Raw genomic sequence first — 18383 nt, forward strand, 5'->3', positions numbered from 1 at the left:
CAGGGCAGTGGTTCCCAAGCAGCAACAGTTTCGGTGTTTTATTAAAAAATGTCGTTCTGTTTTTCTATACAGAGTGGTTCAATATTTAGTACTTCAACTGCCGTCTCCGTGATCCGCCAACGGACATTAAGATTATCCAGTAGCGTACCGTAACTGCGGGGCTTTTTTTCGGCTCTGTTAGCGATGGATGTTTTATGCCCTGTCGTTCCAGACGCAGTAGTATTAAATTCTGTGGCTTCTAACTCTTTTGTATCGCTCCCCGGTGTGCCATCTTCCGGTATATCAAGCCTGGCTGTGTCAGTGTTCGGCTTTCTGTTTCGATGGTGTACAGGACGAGGATCGCCAAGTAATACCTGTTCAATAAGTTTTTTTAGCTTTTCAGCTGATGACTGCTTGCTGAGTATTCGCTCCGCCTGCTCGCTGAACAGTACGGGTAGCGATAATACCTGGCTGGCAGGGGCGTAATGGTTATGTGCATCGGCTAAGCTGTCGGAATAAGGTAAGTAAGGTTTAATATCTATTACCGGGGTTCCATCCAGTATATCTATACCAGACAGATGCAGCAGTGGTTTTCCTGATTTTTCTTCAATGTATTCAAGCTTTACTGCGGACATTCCGATGGGGTTAGGGCGAAATGTTGATCGGGTCGCAAAAACTCCCATTTTGCTTCCTTCTGAGCGAGGTGGTCTGACAAGCGGTGTCCAGCCTCGATCCAAGTGTTCACTGAAAAGAAATATCACCCAGATATGCGAACACTGGTCAAGACCCCTGACAGCCTCCATGGAAGCATATTCCCCTGTTAGTTCCAATACAGCGGTGGCTGCAGTAGCCAGACCTGGTTGACGAGGGATGCCGAACTTTTCCTTAAAACAGGAGTGGACAGTACCGATGGTGTCTATAACTGTTTGCATGTCAGTAAATCAAGGCTGTGGGGCGAGGAGCGATTATAGTGAGGCTTGGCTCAAATAGCGAGATTTCGGGTTTTCATGAGTTATCGATATTAGTGGTTTATTAATCACAATGGGCCAATAGCAGCCAGTACAGGGAAAATTCAACAGGCTCGCTGCTATTGGAAGGCTCTTGTTTTGAAGAAAGTGAGCCTGCGGAATTACGCTGTGAAAGTAGTGAGCTAATAAGCACCGACCTGTAGCGGAGGCCGCTGTATGCTTTGCTTCAATTCCCGTAATTCCATCATATGTCCCAACCAATAAGTGGACGTATTAAACCATGGGAAGTGAGTCGGGAAGGCCGGATCCTGCCAACGCCTGGCCAGCCAAGCTGCGTAGTGCATAATTCTTAGGGCTCGCAAGGGTTCTACCAGCTGTAATTCAGCTCGATTAAAGGGCAGAAATTCTTCGTAACCTTCGATGATCTCATTGATTTGCAGTGTTTGTTGAGAGTTATCTCCCGATAACATCATCCATAAATCCTGTACAGCAGGTCCCATTCGGCAGTCATCAAAATCGACAAAATGTGGGGTATTGTCTCGCCAGAGAATATTCCCGGGATGGCAATCTCCATGGAGGCGGATGTTCTTCAGGCGATTGACTCGCTTGAACGCTGCATCTACCAGTGTCAGTATTTCTTCAGTCAGTCGTTGATATTCGTAACGACAGTCTTCTGGTAACCAGTCTCCTTCGATCAGAAACTGGCGACTTTGCTGGCCGAAGCTGAAACTATCCAGAGTCGGGCGATACTTAAAAGGTTGAGCCTGTCCCACCAGATGAATACGACCTAATGTGCGGCCAAGTATGTACAGGTTATCCAGATTATCCAGCTCGGGTGCATGACCTCCCCTGCGCGGAAACACAGCAAAATCAAAGCCACCATGATTGTGGAGCGTTTCGTCTGCTGTTTTTATGGGTGGCACTACAGGAATATCAGCATCAGCCAGGGACTGTGTGAACTGATGTTCTTCCCTGATCTGTTCGGGGCTCCAGCGAGCTGGACGATAAAATTTTGCAATCAACGGAACGCTTTCTTCAATACCAATCTGATAGACCCTGTTTTCATAACTGTTTAAGGTCAGGATTCGGGCATCACTAAGATAATCCAGGGACTCTACTGCATCCAGCACAGAATCTGGTGTCAGTGATTCGTAAGGGTGGGGGGTGTGATCAATATGCATAGAGCCTGCTTATATTTTCTCAATGAGAGGGCCGGAATTTCGATATCCCTGGTTTTAATACCAAGGCCGTTTTCAGGCATGCTGCCATTGGGAACAGTGTTTACGGCCGCAAATTATGGAGTATTTGCTCTACTCTTGAAAGCAATGCTTTGAGGGAATGTTCATGTTTTTTGCTATCGCGCAGGTGTTCGAGCGAAGCACCAGATTTCAACATGAGTTACACCTGCATCTTTCAGCTTGTGTGCTAAGGCGTTAACCGTGGATCCGGTTGTCATGACATCATCAACAATCGCTACCCTTTCGACTCCCAGTGGGGAGGTGATATGAAAACAATGTCGGAGATTTTTACGACGAGCCGCCGCAGATAACCCCTGTTGGTGAGGTGTGTTGATGAGTCGGCGACAGCTTCGCTTATCATATGGAATGTCCAGTTTTTCTGACAGCCTCTCGGCCCATTCTGCTGCTTGATTGTAACCTCTTGAATATAAACGGTTTCGGTGTAGAGGAACGGGGACTATCAGCTGCGGAGGCTGTTGCGTAATTCGATCTCTTAGATGCTCGGTGAAAAGCTCTGCCGCTAATTCAATAATATCAAGCCGGCCTTTATTTTTTAGCGTTGCTATCAGTTGTTTTATCGGTTCTTCGTATTGGAAGGGGGCCAGGGTCCTGTCGAAAGCGGGTGGATCTTTCTGACAGCGACCACAAATTTTTTGGCTGTTTATCCTGCTTTGATTTGTTTGTTTCCGCCTCGCCTCATCAGGCTTGAGCAGCTCTGTTGAGGTCTTGGGTAGTGGTTCTGCGCACCGTATGCAGTGATCCTGCAACCAGGGTAGATCCGTCTTGCAGCCAGTACAGATCTGGCTGCCTGGTGAGCAGGGGAGTCCGCAAAGTAAACAGAGTGGTTTAGAAAACAAAAGGTCAAAAATTAATCTATAGTAAACTTTATTGGTTGTCATTGGTTGACAGCTGCTTCCTTGCATTTATTATAGGCTCTCTAATTAAGGCGACAGTATATTCGCCAACAAGACAGAACGCCAAAAGATAGGAAGTTTTTACTATGCAATCAGAGCCTCAGGTACTACGTCACGATTGGACTCATGAAGAGGCTCAAGCGTTATTTGAATTGCCTTTTAATGATCTGCTTTTCCAGGCTCAGGTCGTTCATCGTCAGAACTTTGATCCAAATGCGGTCCAGGTCAGTACACTATTATCAATAAAGACCGGCGCCTGTCCGGAAGACTGTAAATATTGTCCGCAAAGTGCAAAAAACTGCAGTGACTTGGATGCCGAGCGTTTGATGAAGGTCCAGCAGGTGCTGCGCGAGGCCCAGGCTGCCAAAGACAAAGGGGCAACGCGATTCTGTATGGGAGCAGCCTGGAGCAGCCCTCGTCCGAAAGACATGCCTTTTGTTATTGATATGATCAAAGGTGTCAAGGATCTGGGGCTGGAAGCCTGTATGACTTTGGGGATGTTGGATGAAAATCAGGCGGGGTCTCTTGCCGAGGCCGGTCTTGATTATTACAACCATAACCTGGATACCTCTGCTGAGTATTATGGAGAAATTATTACTACCAGAACTTATCAGGACCGTCTGGATACTCTGCAGAATGTTCGTGATGCGGGTATGAAAGTATGCTGTGGCGGTATTCTTGGTATGGGTGAAGAGCTTAAAGACCGAATCGGTTTGCTACTGACTTTGGCAAATATGCCTGATCATCCCGAAAGTGTGCCAATTAACATGCTGGTGAAGGTTAAGGGAACTCCGCTGGAGTCTGTTGAGGATCTGGAACCTTTTGATTTTATTCGAACCATCGCGGTTGCCCGTATTCTTATGCCGAAGTCTCACGTTCGTTTATCGGCTGGACGACAGCGGATGAATGAGCAGGTCCAGGCCCTGTGTTTTATGGCGGGTGCCAATTCTATATTTTATGGTGAAAAGCTCTTAACGACAGATAACCCCGAGGCTGACAGCGATCGTGCACTGTTCAGGAAACTGGGAATTCACCCTGAAGAGCGGCCAGGTGCATCAGATGAAGCCCATGAACAGGCCCTGTTGTCCCAGATTGATGATCAGAAGAATGCATCGCTGTTCTACGATGCGTCGCATTAGATCCGCCTTGAGTTGATTATGTCTGGATTTAACCAGCTTGATACCGTACTCCAGCAGCGTCAATCGGCACATCTTTACCGTCGTCGGCGGTTGCTGGAGTCTCCTCAGGGGCCTGAAGTTGTTGTTGATGGCCGGACTTATCTGGGGTTTTGTAGCAATGACTATTTGGGCCTTGCCAATCATCCTGAATTGATAGCAGCATTTAAAAATGCCGCAGATCAGTATGGTGTTGGTAGTGGTGCTTCACATCTGGTCAATGGTCATAGTCGCTTGCATCACCAGCTGGAAGAGGCTTTGGCGGAATTTACCGGTCGACCGAGAGCATTACTATTCTCCACCGGATACATGGCTAACCTCGGCGCTGTGAACGCACTGGTCGGCAAAAACGATGCGGTATTTGAAGATCGGCTCAATCATGCCTCATTGTTAGATGCCGGCTTGCTGAGTGGTGCTCGTTTCCAACGCTATCTCCATAACGATACTGAGAGTCTGCGTACCCGTTTGCAACGAAGTGATGCCGATAGAAAGCTGGTGATTACTGATGGCGTATTCAGTATGGACGGTGATTTGGCCCCGTTACCTTCACTTTGTGAGGAAGCGTATTCTGCAGATGCCTGGGTGATGGTTGATGATGCCCACGGGTTTGGCTGTTTAGGGAAGACCGGAGGCGGATGTGTCGAGCATTTTGGATTGAGTCAACATCAGGTACCTGTACTAATGGGGACTCTGGGAAAAGCGTTTGGGACTTCCGGTGCATTTATAGCGGGCAGTGAAACTCTGATCGAAACGCTAATACAATTTGCCCGGCCCTACATTTATACAACGGCAATTCCTCCCGCCGTAGCCGCAGCGACATTGGCCAGTCTGAAGCTGGTTCGAGAGGGGCAGGCACTCCGGGAAAAGCTGGCGGCATTGATCCTACGATTCAGAACGGGTGCCAGGCAGTTGGGACTTGATTTGATGGACTCATCCACAGCTATCCAGCCGATAATGGTCGGAGAGAGTCGTCAGGCCATGGCGATAAGTGAAGAACTTGAACAGCAAGGAGTTTTTGTTACTGCTATTCGTCCTCCAACTGTGCCAGCAGATAGTGCTCGGCTGAGGGTTACCCTGAGTGCTGGTCATACTGAGCATCAAGTGGATCAATTACTCCAAGCTTTGGATAAATGCAAGGCATGGGGCTATAGAGAGACGCGCTCATGAGCCTTTACCTGCAACAATCGGGCTGTACAGATAAGCCTGCTATCGTTTTGTTGCATGGTTGGGGGATGCATAGTGATGTATGGCTTTCCTGGCTCCCCATGCTCGAGAATTATTATTCTGTGATTCGGCTGGACCTACCTGGATTGGGACGCAGTGCCGACCATTTTCCAGCCAGTTATTCTCTAAATTCAGTCTCAGCGATGGTCCATGAGCGAATTCTGGCAGAAGTGGAGCACCCGGTAATTTGGTTAGGTTGGTCGCTGGGTGGGCTTGTTGCAGCTCAGATCGTGGCAGACAATCCGACCTGTGCTCGTGGGCTGGTAACCATCGCGACTACCCCATGTTTTGTGCAGCGACCTGATTTTAAAGAAGCAATGGATTCCCAGGTTTTTCAGCAGTTTCAACAAGGACTGGAGCGCAGCTGGTTAAAAACACTCAACCGATTTCTAATGTTGATGGTGCAGGGGGGTGCACAATCCCGCCAGACAATAAAAGTGTTGAAGCAACTATTGGGGCTGTATCAGACAATAGAGCCTCGCTGTTTATCAGAAGCGTTAGCTCTTTTAAATCAGGACTACCGGGGACTCTATCGTCGAGTCAGTGTACCTCGGCTGCAGCTGTTTGCTGACTCCGATGGATTAGTTCCCAATGAAGTCGCCAGGCGACCAGAGGTTGCAGAGTATGCAAGTATCATTGCTAATAGCAGCCATGTCCCTTTTTTGGCTCAGCCGCAATCCTGCATTGAAAAAATTGTCCAGTTTGAGAACAGCCTCAAGCTCCAGTCGGAGGCTATTTAATGGCTGATCCTTGTAAGCCGTTTGCTCAAAGCGCAGAAAATTTGAATATCAGCGGTAAGAGTGGTTATTTATCAGTGACAGCCAGCGGCACAAAATCCAAAACTGTGGGGGCAGGCACACTCAAAAAAATTCAGATTGCTGATTCCTTTAGCCGGGCTGCACAGAGTTATGACTCAATGGCAGGTTTGCAACGCCAGGTGGGACATAATCTGTTACAGCGTTCTGGTTTACAGCTTAGTGGTCAGGTAGTCGATCTGGGCTGTGGGACGGGATTTTTTTCACCGCAATTGCTAGAGCAAGCTCGTGTTTCTAACGTTGTGGCAATTGATTTGGCAGAGGGAATGCTTAAGTTTGCTAAATCATCAAGGCTAAACAGTAACATCTCATGGCTTTGTGCAGATGCGGAGTTTCTGCCTCTAGCGGATAATAGTGTTGACAGCCTGTTTACCAGTCTTTCGATTCAGTGGTGCGAAAACCTGTCAGCGCTATTTGCTGAACTGGCGAGAGTGTTAAAACCGGGGGCCGTACTGGCGTTTGCTACTCTAGGCCCTGATACTCTTTATGAGCTTCGTGACTCCTGGGCTCAAGTTGATGATTTTGTCCATGTTAACCAGTTTCAGGGAGCTGCTGCCCATACTCAGGGTTTGGGCTCTTATTTTGATCAGCTCAGTTTTACTGAAGAGCGCATTGAGCTTGAGTATACCGAGTTGAAACAGTTGACTGATGAGCTTAAGGGCATTGGTGCCCACAATCTAAATTCAGGACGAATTACCGGTTTGTCGGGACGGCAGAGAATTCAGACGTTTAAACGTGCCTACGAAGGATTTAGAAAATCGAATGGTATGTTACCTGCCACTTACCAAGTCTATTACGGCATTTATCGAACTCTTTGATTTATCGGTTTAGGGAACCTGCAATACCTCCATTATGTTCTCAGCGAGCCCCGGATAAATATAAAATGGTTATCTTTATCCCTTTAAGAAATTGCCGGTTAATCACTCAATAACAAGCGGATGCTATCGTGGGAGAAGGCTTTTGGCCAAGACTTTTTTTATCACTGGAACTGATACTGACGCAGGTAAAACCATAGTCACTGCTGCCATGCTGGAAGCTGCGAACAGCCAGGGAGCCAGAACCGGCGCTATGAAACCTGTGGCGGCAGGTGCAGAAGATCATGGGGCTGGATTGCAAAATGATGATGCACTATTGCTACAGCAATGTAGCAATGCATCAATGTCATATGAGCAAATAAACCCAGTCTTGTTGAAAGAAGCTATTGCGCCACATATTGCCGCTGAGAGAGAGGGGCGACGGCTTACCGCAGAGCGCCTGGTCGGGTTTTGTCGTGGTGCAATGATGCAACCACTGGATTTGATGTTAGTGGAAGGTGCTGGCGGTTGGCGTGTGCCGCTCAATCAGCACGAAAATTTGTCAGAATTACCGCGCAGACTACAGTTACCGACTATTTTGGTCGTTGGCATGCGATTAGGCTGTCTTAACCATGCCTTGCTGACAGCAGAGGCTATTGTTGCGGATCGTGTACCTTTGATCGGCTGGGTAGCAAATAGAGTCGATCCTTATATGGATTGTTATCAGGAGAATCTGGACACCCTGAAGAACAGACTTAGAGCCCCTTTATTGGCTGAACTTCCTTTTATTGAAGATGTCACAGCAAAGGAGGCATCAGCCTATATGCAGGAAGCGGTTCGGACGTTGTTAGCATAGGGCGGTTGAACAAATAATGACCAGTATCAATGTATCCTTGATCAGATTGGTCTATACTGGGAACTTGTACGCCAAGACGTTGCTACATATTTCTTTGAGGTTAAAGTGATGCAAATACCAGCTTTGTCCACTCCTATTCAGACTAGCTTAAGTGCTAATCCGCGGGGAGCTGATGGTAATCAGAGAGTTGCGACTGATGCCCTTGCCGAGGGACAATCAGATAACAGTGTTCAAGCGACAGGTAGTACTGGAAGTAGTCAGGCAACTCAGCCCGTAGAAGAAACGACTCCTGAACTAGCAGTAGCCCAGGATCAGGCTGCTTTGACTACAACAGTGGTCACTGCGACTGACGAGGTTCTAGGTACCAGTCTGGGGCTAAATATCGACACTACAGCCTAGATAGTTAAAATATATTGGACTAGACAGGTCCTAGTGAATTGGATTGTTAGTCGTAAATTGGATTGTTAGTCGTAAATTGGATAGTAAGTTGAATAGTTAAAACCTGGCTGATTGGTATGGCAGCCAGGTTTCGTGTGTTTTTGAAAATACAGGCTCCTGCTGAGAATTAAAAGCTTAGGGAGGTGGACGTGCTTGATGCAAGTGGAGTTTCCCTCAGTACTATTTCGAGGGCTAATCTCCAGACAAATGAGCAAGCATTCAGGCGCCAGACAGGTTCGCCTGAGCGTCCGGCTGTCGCTGAAAACCAGCAGCAGGCCCTGGCAAGTCAACGTGTTCAATCCTTTTCAACGCAGGACAGTCTTCCTGCCAGAGCTAATGACCCGTTGCGAACGACGGGCAGCGAGTCTGTTGAAGATAATCCAGAAAGCATCAACCGCTCGGCAGAATCTGCGCTCTTCAAGAGCCAGGAAGAGGTCGCTCAAGCTCAGGAAAGAGAGCAGATAAAAGAGCTGGCCCGCATTGATCGTGATGTTAGAGCCCATGAGGCTGCCCATGCGTCGGTCGGTGGATCTTTATCGGGCTCCCCTTCCTTTGATTTTACCCGTGGCCCCGACGGTAATCTCTATGCGACTGCGGGCGAGGTGTCTATTGATACCCGGCCTGTCTCCGGTGATCCTGAAGCCACCATTCAAAAAGCTCAGACGATTATTCAAGCTGCTTTAGCCCCTGCCAATCCGTCTTCGCAGGATATTCAGGTGGCAGCCCGAGCCCAGGGGTTATTAGTAGAAGCGCAGGCTGAATTACTGGCTTTGAGGGATGAGGCAGAGACTCAGTTATCTGCTACTGATGCAGAAGAGCAAGAGGAGGAAGAGAAGGAGACGGTTGATCCCAATGAGCCAAGCGCATTTGAGCAAAATCGGGATTCTATCCAAGAGCGGCTTCAGCGTTCTCGTGAACAGCGTGAAGAGTTTGCCGGTCAGCTGCAGGAGCTTAACAGCAGGCTGAATGATTTCCAGCAACAGCTGGTGGACATTGGTGCTATTGAGGCGCTTGATCCTCAGGGAGCGTTTTTGGATCTTGTCGTGTAAAGTTCAGTGTGAACCCCGTTATTTCTTTTCATCCCTTTATTTTCTTCGGTTTATTCTTTCCCTTAACCAGGCCTATTTGTTTGCTCTACGTTTCGCAACTACTTTATCCCCAGTTCGCGTAAACGTTTGTAAAGAGTGTTACGGCTGATTCCCAGTGCCTTTGCTGTACGGGATATATTCCCTTCGTTCTGATGGTATACGGTTAACGTATCATCCTGTGCTGCTGTCGCATTAACCGGCGGCGAAGCAGAAGAGCCGGGAGCTGATTCTGATATTGTCTGAGAAGATTCTGTCTTCCCTGTCGGTTCTGTGTCAACCGATCCTGTTGTTGGTATTGTGGGTGCAGAATTCGCTGCTGAGTTTGCACCGCTTTTCTTTATATCAGCGAAAAAATCATCCGGCAGGTGCCAGGCCTGAATAGGGTCGTCATCAGCCATGGCCAAGGCTATTTGTAAAACACTTACAAGCTGACGGATATTTCCGGGCCATGGGTGTTGTTGGAATAAGTTCAGAATTTCTGTTGGCAGTTCTTCTGGTTGCCCTTTGCTTAGGTAGCGTCTGTGAATCTCTTTGAACAACTCTCTTCGGTCGGTACGGTCCCTTAGTGGGGGGATTTCCATGTTGAGTCCGCTTACCCGGTAATAGAGATCCTGTCTGAACAGTCCCCGTTCAACATCGTCCCTTAATGAACGGTTAGTTGCAGAGATAAGTTTTACATCGACCGGATAGGATTCAGTCGACCCCAAAGGAGTTACCTTTCGCTCCTGAAGAACACGTAACAGACGAGCCTGAACTTTAAGTGGCATTTCACCGATCTCATCAAGAAAGAGCGTGCCTTTATGTGCTTTACGGATCAGTCCTGTAGAACCTTTGCTGCTTGCACCTGTAAAAGCCCCTTTCTCGTAACCGAATAACTCGGATTCAACAAGTTCTGACGGGATAGCAGCGCAGTTTACCGCCACCAGGGGGTAACGCTTACGAGAGCTATGTTCGTGGAGCGCGCTAACAAACACTTCTTTACCAACACCGGTCTCGCCGTGAATCAGGATGGGGATTTCTTTCTCAATGATCCGCTCAGCCTGTTTGATACAGCGATCAACACGCTCGTCGCCAAAGCTAAAGCGGTCCAAGGTGATAATATCGTCGTCTTTTTTTCGTTTACCGGAAGGTCTGTCTCGAAAATCCACTGCTCGTATGACCTGTTCTGTCGGCCGTTTAATCACTCCATGCATTTGATAGCGACCGAGAGCCAGCATGGATACCGGCATTGATTCCGGGTGGTTTTTCATCTCTCTGAGGGGATAGTCGAAAATATCACTGATGTTCACCAGTGCTAAATCATACCCCAGCAATAATTCAGCCCGGCGGTTTGATGAGATGATAGTCCCGTCTTCATTGAAAACAATCAGGCCTGCCCACTGACTATCTATGTTGTCCAGGTTGGTATTGAACGTCAGCAGAAAATTTTCACTGGAAAATATCTTTGTGATTAATCGGTTTTCCACCGATTGGGACATTAGTTTGACCATTCCAAGGGTATGGGCCTGGGGGAGGTAGGTGTCGCTGGATACATCAAGTACCCCCAGCAAATCATGATCAACGTTAAAAATGGGCGCCGCTGAACCGACCATAAAGCGGTTGGCTTTAAGGAAGTGTTCATCTTTTTGGACTTGAACAGCATGTCCTTGCGCCATGGCTGTACCTATGGCGTTGGTTCCATTCACCTGTTCAACCCAATTTGATCCGGGGTCCAGATAGGCTTTTTGCTGTTTGTTCAGGAAGCGTCGGTCACCCCAACTGTTCAATACCTGCCCACGGCTGTCTGTAAGCAAAATCATACATTGAGTGTTGGAAAGAATGTTCTCGTAGTAAGGCAGCACTTCGTTACCGGTTGTTTCGACCAAAAAGTGATGCTCTTCTTTTAGATTATTAACCTCCCCCTGGTTTAATCTTTCAATGACCGGTTCACTGGAAGGGTTGAGACCATATTCACGACATCGATCCCAGGAAGCCTCGATAACAGCATGGTGATCTTCCGAGGGAGTTTCCGTCACTTTTCGTTCCTCATTATTTCGCCCGTGCTCTTCCCTGTGGTCGGGAGTGTATTTGTTTTTCATTCTGTACACCGAGCGTTTTTATTTGTTGAGGGGCTGTCTCTGACACCTTGTTGAATTCTAGCCTGTAAAAGCTATCGCTGTTCTAGCGGCTCTGCTCTTGGTGTTAGCCGGCAGTGTTCAGCGTGTTCAGGATTGGAGTTCCCATCCGATAAGGGTGTTTATAGCCTTATTATCATCCTGTTCAGCTGATTGTTCAACGCAGTGCTCAATCCCTATGTGTTCATATTAGATGTTCAATGCTGTTCATCGTCAACAGTTTTTTGAACAAAAATGTTCGAAAAGGAAAGTAAAAATTTTCGTTAAGGAAATAAAAATGCTCGATTAGCATTTGAAAACAGCGGTTTAGAAAATAATTCGATGATTTTTGTCCTGTTGGCACGACTTTGGCTTTATCTAATTGCGAGTCTGAATTAGTGATTTAGTTGAACACCACTGAACACTGCTGATTAGGTTTTGATTTGCCCCTTTGATTTGCATTACAAAAAAAACAAAAGGACGACGTTTATGTCCCTCCTGTTAGAAAACATAGATCGTGTCGTTGACGGTGAGTTTCACCTCAACAGCATAAACCTCTCTCTCGAGCCGGGGTCTTTTAACGTTCTGCTTGGACGTACCCTGGCTGGCAAAACTTCACTGATGAGAATAATGGCCGGTCTGGATCGGCCCCATAACGGTAAGATCGTTATGAATGGAGCGGATGTTACTGGGGTGCCGGTACAGAAGCGCAACATATCGATGGTTTACCAGCAATTCATCAATTATCCCAACCTGACGGTACGTGAGAATATTGCCTCACCCCTGAGGTTGGCGAAGATAAAAGAGTCCCAGATTAATACACGGGTAAAGGAAACTGCTGCCATGTTGCAGATAGAGCAGTTTTTAGACCGTTATCCGTTAGAGCTTTCTGGAGGTCAGCAGCAGCGTACTGCCATGGCGCGAGCGCTGGTTAAAGATGCCAGCTTGATCTTGTTTGATGAGCCTTTGGTTAATCTGGATTATAAATTGCGGGAAGAACTCCGGGTGGAATTGCGGGAGTTGTTCAAGGCCCGTAACTCTATAGCGGTATATGCTACAACAGAGCCTAATGAGGCCCTCGCTCTTGGTGGGACGACAACCTTATTGCATGAAGGTCGGATGATTCAGTCCGGTCCTACTCCTGATGTCTATCGTGAGCCTGTGGATGTGGATGCGGCAGATTTATTCAGTGAGCCCCCCATCAATCTGGTTCGAGGCTGGGTGACTGAAAGTGAAGTCACTTTTGATGCTTCTGTTCATTTCCCGCTTAATCAGGACCTTAAGAGCCTTAAACCGGGTGACTATCGTTTTGGTATTCGTCCGAGTCATATCGGCCTGGTACCCCACAACGATGATGATCTAGAACTCTCGATGAATGTTGAACTGGCCGAAATCAGCGGTTCAGAAACCTTCCTGCACGTTAAGAATGATCACTTTAATCTTGTGCTGCAGTTGTCGGGGGTCCATGCGTACCACACGGATACGCCGATAAAGATATATCTACCGACTCATAAACTGTTCGTTTTTAATTTGGGTGGGAAGATGATTCAGTCTCCGTCCCGTCTGGTTAAGGGGTAACGCAACATGTCAGAAATACATCTGAAAGCCTTGGCCCATAGTTATAGTAAGACACCAACGGGACCAGAAGACTATGCCATTCGTGAAATGGATCATGTCTGGGAACAGGGGGGAGCCTATGCGCTGCTGGGGCCATCCGGCTGCGGCAAGAGCACCTTGCTAAATATCATTTCCGGTTTGTTGACTCCTTCTGATGGTGATGTGCTGTTCGACGGTAAAGACGTTAAGCACTTGCCTCCTCAGGATCGGAATATCGCACAGGTTTTCCAGTTTCCTGTGATTTACGATTCTATGACTGTGTTTGAAAACCTTGCATTTCCGTTGCGAAACATGAACGTTGCCGAAGCCAAGGTGCAGACCAAAGTTCACGAGATTGCTGAAATTCTCGAGTTGCATCCTGTGCTGAACAAGAAAGCCAAGAACTTAACTGCGGACGAGAAGCAGAAAGTCTCTATGGGGCGTGGTCTTGTTCGGGATGATGTTTCCGCAATTCTGTTTGATGAGCCACTGACGGTTATTGATCCGCAGTTGAAATGGAAGTTGCGACGTAAGCTCAAACAGATTCACGAGCAGTTCAATATCACTATGGTTTATGTAACCCACGATCAGCTGGAAGCTTCCACTTTTGCTGACAAAATTGCGGTTATGTATGGCGGTCAAATTGTTCAATTTGGTACACCGCGTGATTTGTTTGAAAACCCGAATCATACCTTTGTGGGTTATTTCATCGGTAGTCCAGGGATGAACCTGATCGACGTTAAGCCTGTTGCTGGTGGTGTTGCCTTTGATGGTATCCAGGTTCCGCTTAGCGACGAGTTGAACAAGATCCTCAGCGAAGTGCCTTACAACAGCATCAAAATTGGTATTCGTCCAGAGTTCGTGCATGTCTGGGATAAAGCCACAGAGGATGCATACGAGTGTGACGTACTGCACATGGAGGATTTGGGTACTTACAAAATCCTGACGCTGAAACTGGGTGGACAGGATATCAAGGTTCGCCTGGGCGAAGACCACGATGTTCCGGTAAACAAAGCCTACGTTAGTTTCCCGGAACAATGGCTGAAACTTTACGTAGATGACTATTTGGTTGAAGAACCCTCGGTTGAAGATCAGGTGGTAGAGGAGGCTCACGCATGAACAAGGTAGAAAACAATAAAGCCTGGTGGCTTGTGCTACCGGTGTTTTTACTGGTGGCGTTTTCCGCTGTGGTACCGTTGATGACAGTGGTCAATTATTCGGTACAGGATATCTTTGATGCTAATACAGCCGTTTTTGTGGGGGTTGAATGGTACCGTGAAGTACTACAGGATTCACGCCTGCAAGACTCACTAGTCCGCCAGTTTATCTACTCCTTTGCGGTGTTGCTGATCGAGGTACCATTGGGCATCGCTGTTGCCCTGATGATGCCAACCAAAGGCAGAATGGCATCACTGTGTTTGATTTTGCTGGCTATACCACTGCTGATTCCATTGAACGTGGTAGGTACTATCTGGCAAATCTTTGGCCGGGCAGATATCGGTTTGTTTGGCTGGGCTCTTAACAGTATTGGAATTGACTACAACTATGCTTCCAACACGGCCGATGCCTGGGTAACCGTTGTATTGATGGATGTTTGGCATTGGACTTCTCTGGTTGCACTGTTGTGCTATTCCGGTTTGCGGGCGATACCGGATGCCTTTTACCAGGCGGCTCATATTGACCGGGCTTCAAACTGGGCAATTTTCCGCTATATCCAACTCCCTCGTCTCAAAAGTGTTTTGGTGATCGGTATTCTGCTGCGCTTTATGGACAGCTTTATGATCTATACCGAGCCATTTGTATTGACCGGTGGCGGACCCGGTAACTCAACGACCTTCCTGAGTCAGACGTTAACCAAAATGGCGATTGGTCAGTTTGATCTGGGGCCAGCTGCCGCATTCTCGCTCATCTACTTCCTGATTGTGTTGCTGGTGTCCTGGCTGTTCTTCACCACTATCACTCATATGGATAAAGATAAATAGGAGGCTCACCATGAATCATAGTAAGCGCAAATCCTTTGGTATGAGTCTGTTTATCTTATTCATACTGATACCGATATATTGGTTGCTGAACATGTCGTTCAAGCATAATGAGGAGATTCTGGGCGGACTTTCCCTTTGGCCTCAGGATTTCACCTTTGACAACTATATAACTATTTTCACGGACCCTTCCTGGTACATGGGGTACGTAAACTCAATGACTTATGTAGCGATGAATATGGTCATTACGCTACTGGTCGCATTACCAGCCGCTTATGCTTTTAGCCGCTATAAGTTCGTCGGTGATAAGCACCTTTTCTTCTGGTTGCTGAGTAACCGGATGGCACCACCCGCAGTATTCTTGCTGCCTTTTTTCCAGCTTTACTCATCTGTTGGGCTGTTTGATACCCACATTGCGGTTGCTCTGGCCCATTGCCTGTTCAGTGTTCCATTGGCTGTATGGATTCTGGAAGGTTTTATGTCGGGAGTTCCTCGTGAGATTGATGAGACAGCTTATATCGATGGTTACAGCTTTCCTCGTTTTTTCATTCGCATTTTCATTCCGATGATTAGCTCAGGAATTGGTGTAACAGCGTTCTTCAGCTTTATGTTTTCCTGGGTTGAACTCTTATTAGCCCGGACCCTGACTTCAGTAGAAGCGAAACCGATTGCTGCGATCATGACACGAACGGTTACTGCCTCTGGGATTGATTGGGGAGTGTTGGCCGCTGCGGGTGTACTAACCATTATCCCTGGTGTTTTGGTGGTCTACTTCGTTCGAAATCATGTTGCCAAGGGCTTTGCTCTGGGACGGGTTTAATTACGATAAGTGCCTGATCTACAGGTGTCACTCAGGTACCTGTAGATAACCGCTTATTAGATATATTTTTGAGGAGAACGATCATGAGTTGGATGGCTTGGACACCGGTAACGGCCAGTTTTTTCAGCATCATTGCAGCGATTCTGGCATGTATGACCTTCTACGAAATCAAAGTGCCTTGTACTGAACGAAAAGGTTTTTTACCGATACCCACGACCCGAGGAGACCGTTTGTTTATCGGTCTGCTAAGCAGTGCTTATGTGCACTTGTTGTTTGTCGGCTTTTCCGAAGCGTCACTGTTTATTCCTTTAGCGCTCTGCGTTGTCTGGCTGCTTTGTTTGCTCCGATGGGGGTAGGCATACAACCGACTAAGACAGTGACTAAACCAAGAACTACAGGCTTTGCTCATGCCCTGGCTGAGTGAAGAGTAGCGAGACACTATGGAAAATACACTCAATACCTATTGGCAGCAGCGTGGCGACAGCATTTTCATGCACATCGTAACCACGTCTTTTTGTCAGATTGTATGAAGTGAATAGCCAGTCTCATCTGTCAGTAGCAACTGACACACTTTGCTGTTGAATACACACCTGAGTGTTGATACAGCGATAATCCATGACCATAAACCAACAGAGGTTGAAAATGGAAAACAATAAAAAATTGCCAAAGATGCTCTTGCTTAGTGCGGCCATCTCTATGGCGACCATGAGCATGACGGTAAATGCCGACCAGTATTCTGATGCTGCCGGAAAATGGCTGAATAAGGAGTTCACCGCTTCTACTCTGAATCAAGCTGAGCAGCTGAAGGAAATGGCTTGGTTTACTGAAGCGGGTAAGCCTTTTCGCGGCATGACAATCAATGTGGCTTCCGAAACCATTGCGACTCATGAATATGAGTCAAAGGTATTGGCTAAAGCATTTGAAGAAATCACCGGAATCAAAGTTGTTCACGATCTGATCCAGGAAGGTGATGTGGTTGAAAAGCTGCAGACACAGATGCAGTCGGATCGTAACATCTATGATGCCTACATCAATGATTCCGATCTGATTGGCACTCACTTCCGTTACGGTAAAGTTGTTCCTATCTCCGATATGATCAAAGGAGAGGCGAAGGATTACACCTTACCGACGCTTGATCTGGAAGACTTTATCGGTCTGTCTTTTACTACTGGACCTGACGGAAAAATCTATCAGCTGCCTGACCAGCAGTTTGCCAACCTGTATTGGTTCCGTGCTGACTGGTTTGCGCGAGATGACCTTAAAAAGCAATTCAAGGAAATCTATGGCTATGAGCTGGGTGTACCAGAGAACTGGTCTGCCTATGAAGATATCGCTGAGTTCTTCTCTATCCACGTTAAGGAAATTGATGGAGAGCGCGTATACGGACACATGGATTACGGTAAGAAAGACCCGTCCCTGGGATGGCGTTTCACGGACGCCTGGTTCTCCATGGCTGGCGCGGGTGACAAGAGCTTACCGAACGGCTTTCCAGTTGACGAATGGGGAATTCGTGTCGAAGGTTGCAGTCCTGTAGGTTCCAGTGTTGAGCGCGGAGGTGCGACCAACGGTCCGGCCGCTGTCTATGCTACCACCAAATATGTGGATTGGCTGCGAAAGTACGCGCCACCTGAAGCTCAGGGCATGACATTTGGTGAAGCGGGTCCTGTACCTGCACAGGGTGCTATTGCTCAGCAGATCTTCTGGTACACCGCCTTTACTTCCGCGATGAACAAGAAAGGTTTGCCGGTTGTAAATGAGGACGGCACACCAAAATGGCGAATGGCTCCTTCTCCGAAGGGACCATACTGGCAAGAGGGTATGAAGTTGGGATATCAGGACACTGGTTCCTGGACATTCCTGAACTCCACACCTGAAAAGCGTCGTCTGGCAGCTTGGTTGTACGCTCAGTTCACCGTATCCAAGACAGTTTCTCTACAGAAGACGCTTGTGGGGCTGACGCCAATTCGAGAGTCTGATATCAATTCTCAGGCTATGACTGATGCTGCACCTAAGCTGGGTGGTCTGGTTGAATTCTACCGCAGTCCTGCGCGGACTCAGTGGACGCCAACCGGAACTAATGTTCCTGACTATCCCAAGCTGGCTCAGCTGTGGTGGCAGTATGTTGCGGAAGCAGCCAGTGGCGAGAAAACGCCTCAGGCAGCGCTGGATGGACTGGCCAAAGCACAGGATAAAGTCCTTAAGCGTCTTGAGCGTGCAGGTGTTCAGGGCGAATGTGGTCCTAAACTGAATGCCAAGCGTGATGCGAACTATTGGTTGAGTCAGCCGGGTTCTCCTAAGGCCAAGTTGGCTAATGAGAAGCCACAGGGCAAAACCATTGACTACAACACTCTACTGAAAAGCTGGCAGCAGGCTTCTAAGTAAATCAGAGCTTGTAGGTTAAGAGTT

General features: G+C 47.7%; 17 protein-coding genes. 13 read left to right on the forward strand and 4 right to left on the reverse strand.

Annotation, left to right across the window (positions count from 1 at the left end):
• Positions 1-41: 41 nt before the first annotated feature.
• From tsaA to BGP75_RS07865, 3 genes are all read right to left on the reverse strand, one after another.
• Positions 42-911: a tRNA (N6-threonylcarbamoyladenosine(37)-N6)-methyltransferase TrmO gene (gene tsaA / locus BGP75_RS07855; RefSeq protein ID WP_076717326.1), complete on the reverse strand. Its 870-nt coding sequence runs from the start codon at positions 909-911 to the stop codon at positions 42-44.
• Between the two features lie 218 nt (positions 912-1129).
• Positions 1130-2128 carry a serine/threonine protein kinase gene (locus BGP75_RS07860; RefSeq protein WP_076717329.1) on the reverse strand — a complete coding sequence of 333 codons (999 nt, stop codon included), beginning with the start codon at positions 2126-2128 and terminating at the stop codon, positions 1130-1132.
• 173 nt (positions 2129-2301) lie between these two features.
• Positions 2302-3084, reverse strand: coding sequence for a ComF family protein (locus tag BGP75_RS07865; protein WP_076717331.1), 783 nt, complete (start codon positions 3082-3084; stop codon positions 2302-2304).
• A gap of 101 nt (positions 3085-3185) precedes the next feature.
• Between BGP75_RS07865 and bioB the strand changes: the two genes are divergently transcribed.
• The 7 genes from bioB (at position 3186) to BGP75_RS07900 (ending at position 9450) form a co-directional block, all read left to right on the forward strand.
• Positions 3186-4238 carry a biotin synthase BioB gene (bioB, locus tag BGP75_RS07870; RefSeq protein ID WP_076717333.1) on the forward strand — a complete coding sequence of 351 codons (1053 nt, stop codon included), beginning with the start codon at positions 3186-3188 and terminating at the stop codon, positions 4236-4238.
• Positions 4239-4256: 18 nt separating this feature from the next.
• Positions 4257-5441 carry an 8-amino-7-oxononanoate synthase gene (gene bioF / locus BGP75_RS07875; protein WP_076717335.1) on the forward strand — a complete coding sequence of 395 codons (1185 nt, stop codon included), beginning with the start codon at positions 4257-4259 and terminating at the stop codon, positions 5439-5441.
• Complete coding sequence (locus BGP75_RS07880) at positions 5438-6238, forward strand: alpha/beta fold hydrolase (RefSeq protein WP_076717337.1); 801 nt, start codon at positions 5438-5440, stop codon at positions 6236-6238. The genes bioF and BGP75_RS07880 overlap by 4 nt, the downstream gene beginning before the upstream one ends.
• Complete coding sequence (gene bioC / locus BGP75_RS07885; RefSeq protein ID WP_083704687.1) at positions 6238-7131, forward strand: malonyl-ACP O-methyltransferase BioC; 894 nt, start codon at positions 6238-6240, stop codon at positions 7129-7131. Before BGP75_RS07880 ends, bioC begins: the two co-directional genes overlap by 1 nt.
• Positions 7132-7273: 142 nt before the next feature.
• On the forward strand, positions 7274-7963 hold the full coding sequence (gene bioD, locus BGP75_RS07890; protein WP_076717339.1) for a dethiobiotin synthase: 690 nt from the start codon (positions 7274-7276) through the stop codon (positions 7961-7963).
• 108 nt (positions 7964-8071) lie between these two features.
• A complete protein-coding gene (locus BGP75_RS07895; RefSeq protein WP_076717341.1) occupies positions 8072-8362 on the forward strand; it encodes a hypothetical protein in 291 nt (96 codons plus the stop codon).
• Positions 8363-8550: 188 nt separating this feature from the next.
• Positions 8551-9450: a putative metalloprotease CJM1_0395 family protein gene (locus BGP75_RS07900; RefSeq protein ID WP_076717343.1), complete on the forward strand. Its 900-nt coding sequence runs from the start codon at positions 8551-8553 to the stop codon at positions 9448-9450.
• 98 nt (positions 9451-9548) lie between these two features.
• On the opposite strand, the gene BGP75_RS07905 is transcribed toward BGP75_RS07900, so the two are convergent.
• Entirely contained in the window at positions 9549-11567 is a 2019-nt protein-coding gene (locus tag BGP75_RS07905; protein WP_083704689.1) for a sigma-54-dependent Fis family transcriptional regulator, read from the reverse strand.
• Between the two features lie 504 nt (positions 11568-12071).
• Here BGP75_RS07905 and BGP75_RS07910 point away from each other — a divergent pair.
• The 6 genes from BGP75_RS07910 (at position 12072) to BGP75_RS07935 (ending at position 18359) form a co-directional block, all read left to right on the forward strand.
• Positions 12072-13160: an ABC transporter ATP-binding protein gene (locus BGP75_RS07910; RefSeq protein ID WP_076717345.1), complete on the forward strand. Its 1089-nt coding sequence runs from the start codon at positions 12072-12074 to the stop codon at positions 13158-13160.
• Between the two features lie 6 nt (positions 13161-13166).
• Positions 13167-14297: an ABC transporter ATP-binding protein gene (locus BGP75_RS07915; protein WP_076717347.1), complete on the forward strand. Its 1131-nt coding sequence runs from the start codon at positions 13167-13169 to the stop codon at positions 14295-14297.
• Positions 14294-15160 (forward strand): carbohydrate ABC transporter permease, encoded by an 867-nt coding sequence (locus BGP75_RS07920; RefSeq protein WP_076717349.1) that lies wholly within the window; start codon positions 14294-14296, stop codon positions 15158-15160. The genes BGP75_RS07915 and BGP75_RS07920 overlap by 4 nt, the downstream gene beginning before the upstream one ends.
• A 10-nt stretch (positions 15161-15170) precedes the next feature.
• Positions 15171-15977 carry a carbohydrate ABC transporter permease gene (locus BGP75_RS07925; RefSeq protein WP_076717351.1) on the forward strand — a complete coding sequence of 269 codons (807 nt, stop codon included), beginning with the start codon at positions 15171-15173 and terminating at the stop codon, positions 15975-15977.
• Between the two features lie 83 nt (positions 15978-16060).
• Positions 16061-16333, forward strand: a complete 273-nt coding sequence (locus BGP75_RS07930; protein ID WP_076717353.1) for a DUF2160 domain-containing protein — start codon at positions 16061-16063, stop codon at positions 16331-16333.
• Between the two features lie 286 nt (positions 16334-16619).
• A complete protein-coding gene (locus tag BGP75_RS07935; protein ID WP_076717356.1) occupies positions 16620-18359 on the forward strand; it encodes an ABC transporter substrate-binding protein in 1740 nt (579 codons plus the stop codon).
• Positions 18360-18383 lie beyond the last annotated feature (24 nt).

Source organism: Motiliproteus sp. MSK22-1 (assembly GCF_001968815.1).
Taxonomy (GTDB): Bacteria; Pseudomonadota; Gammaproteobacteria; order Pseudomonadales; family Balneatricaceae; genus Motiliproteus.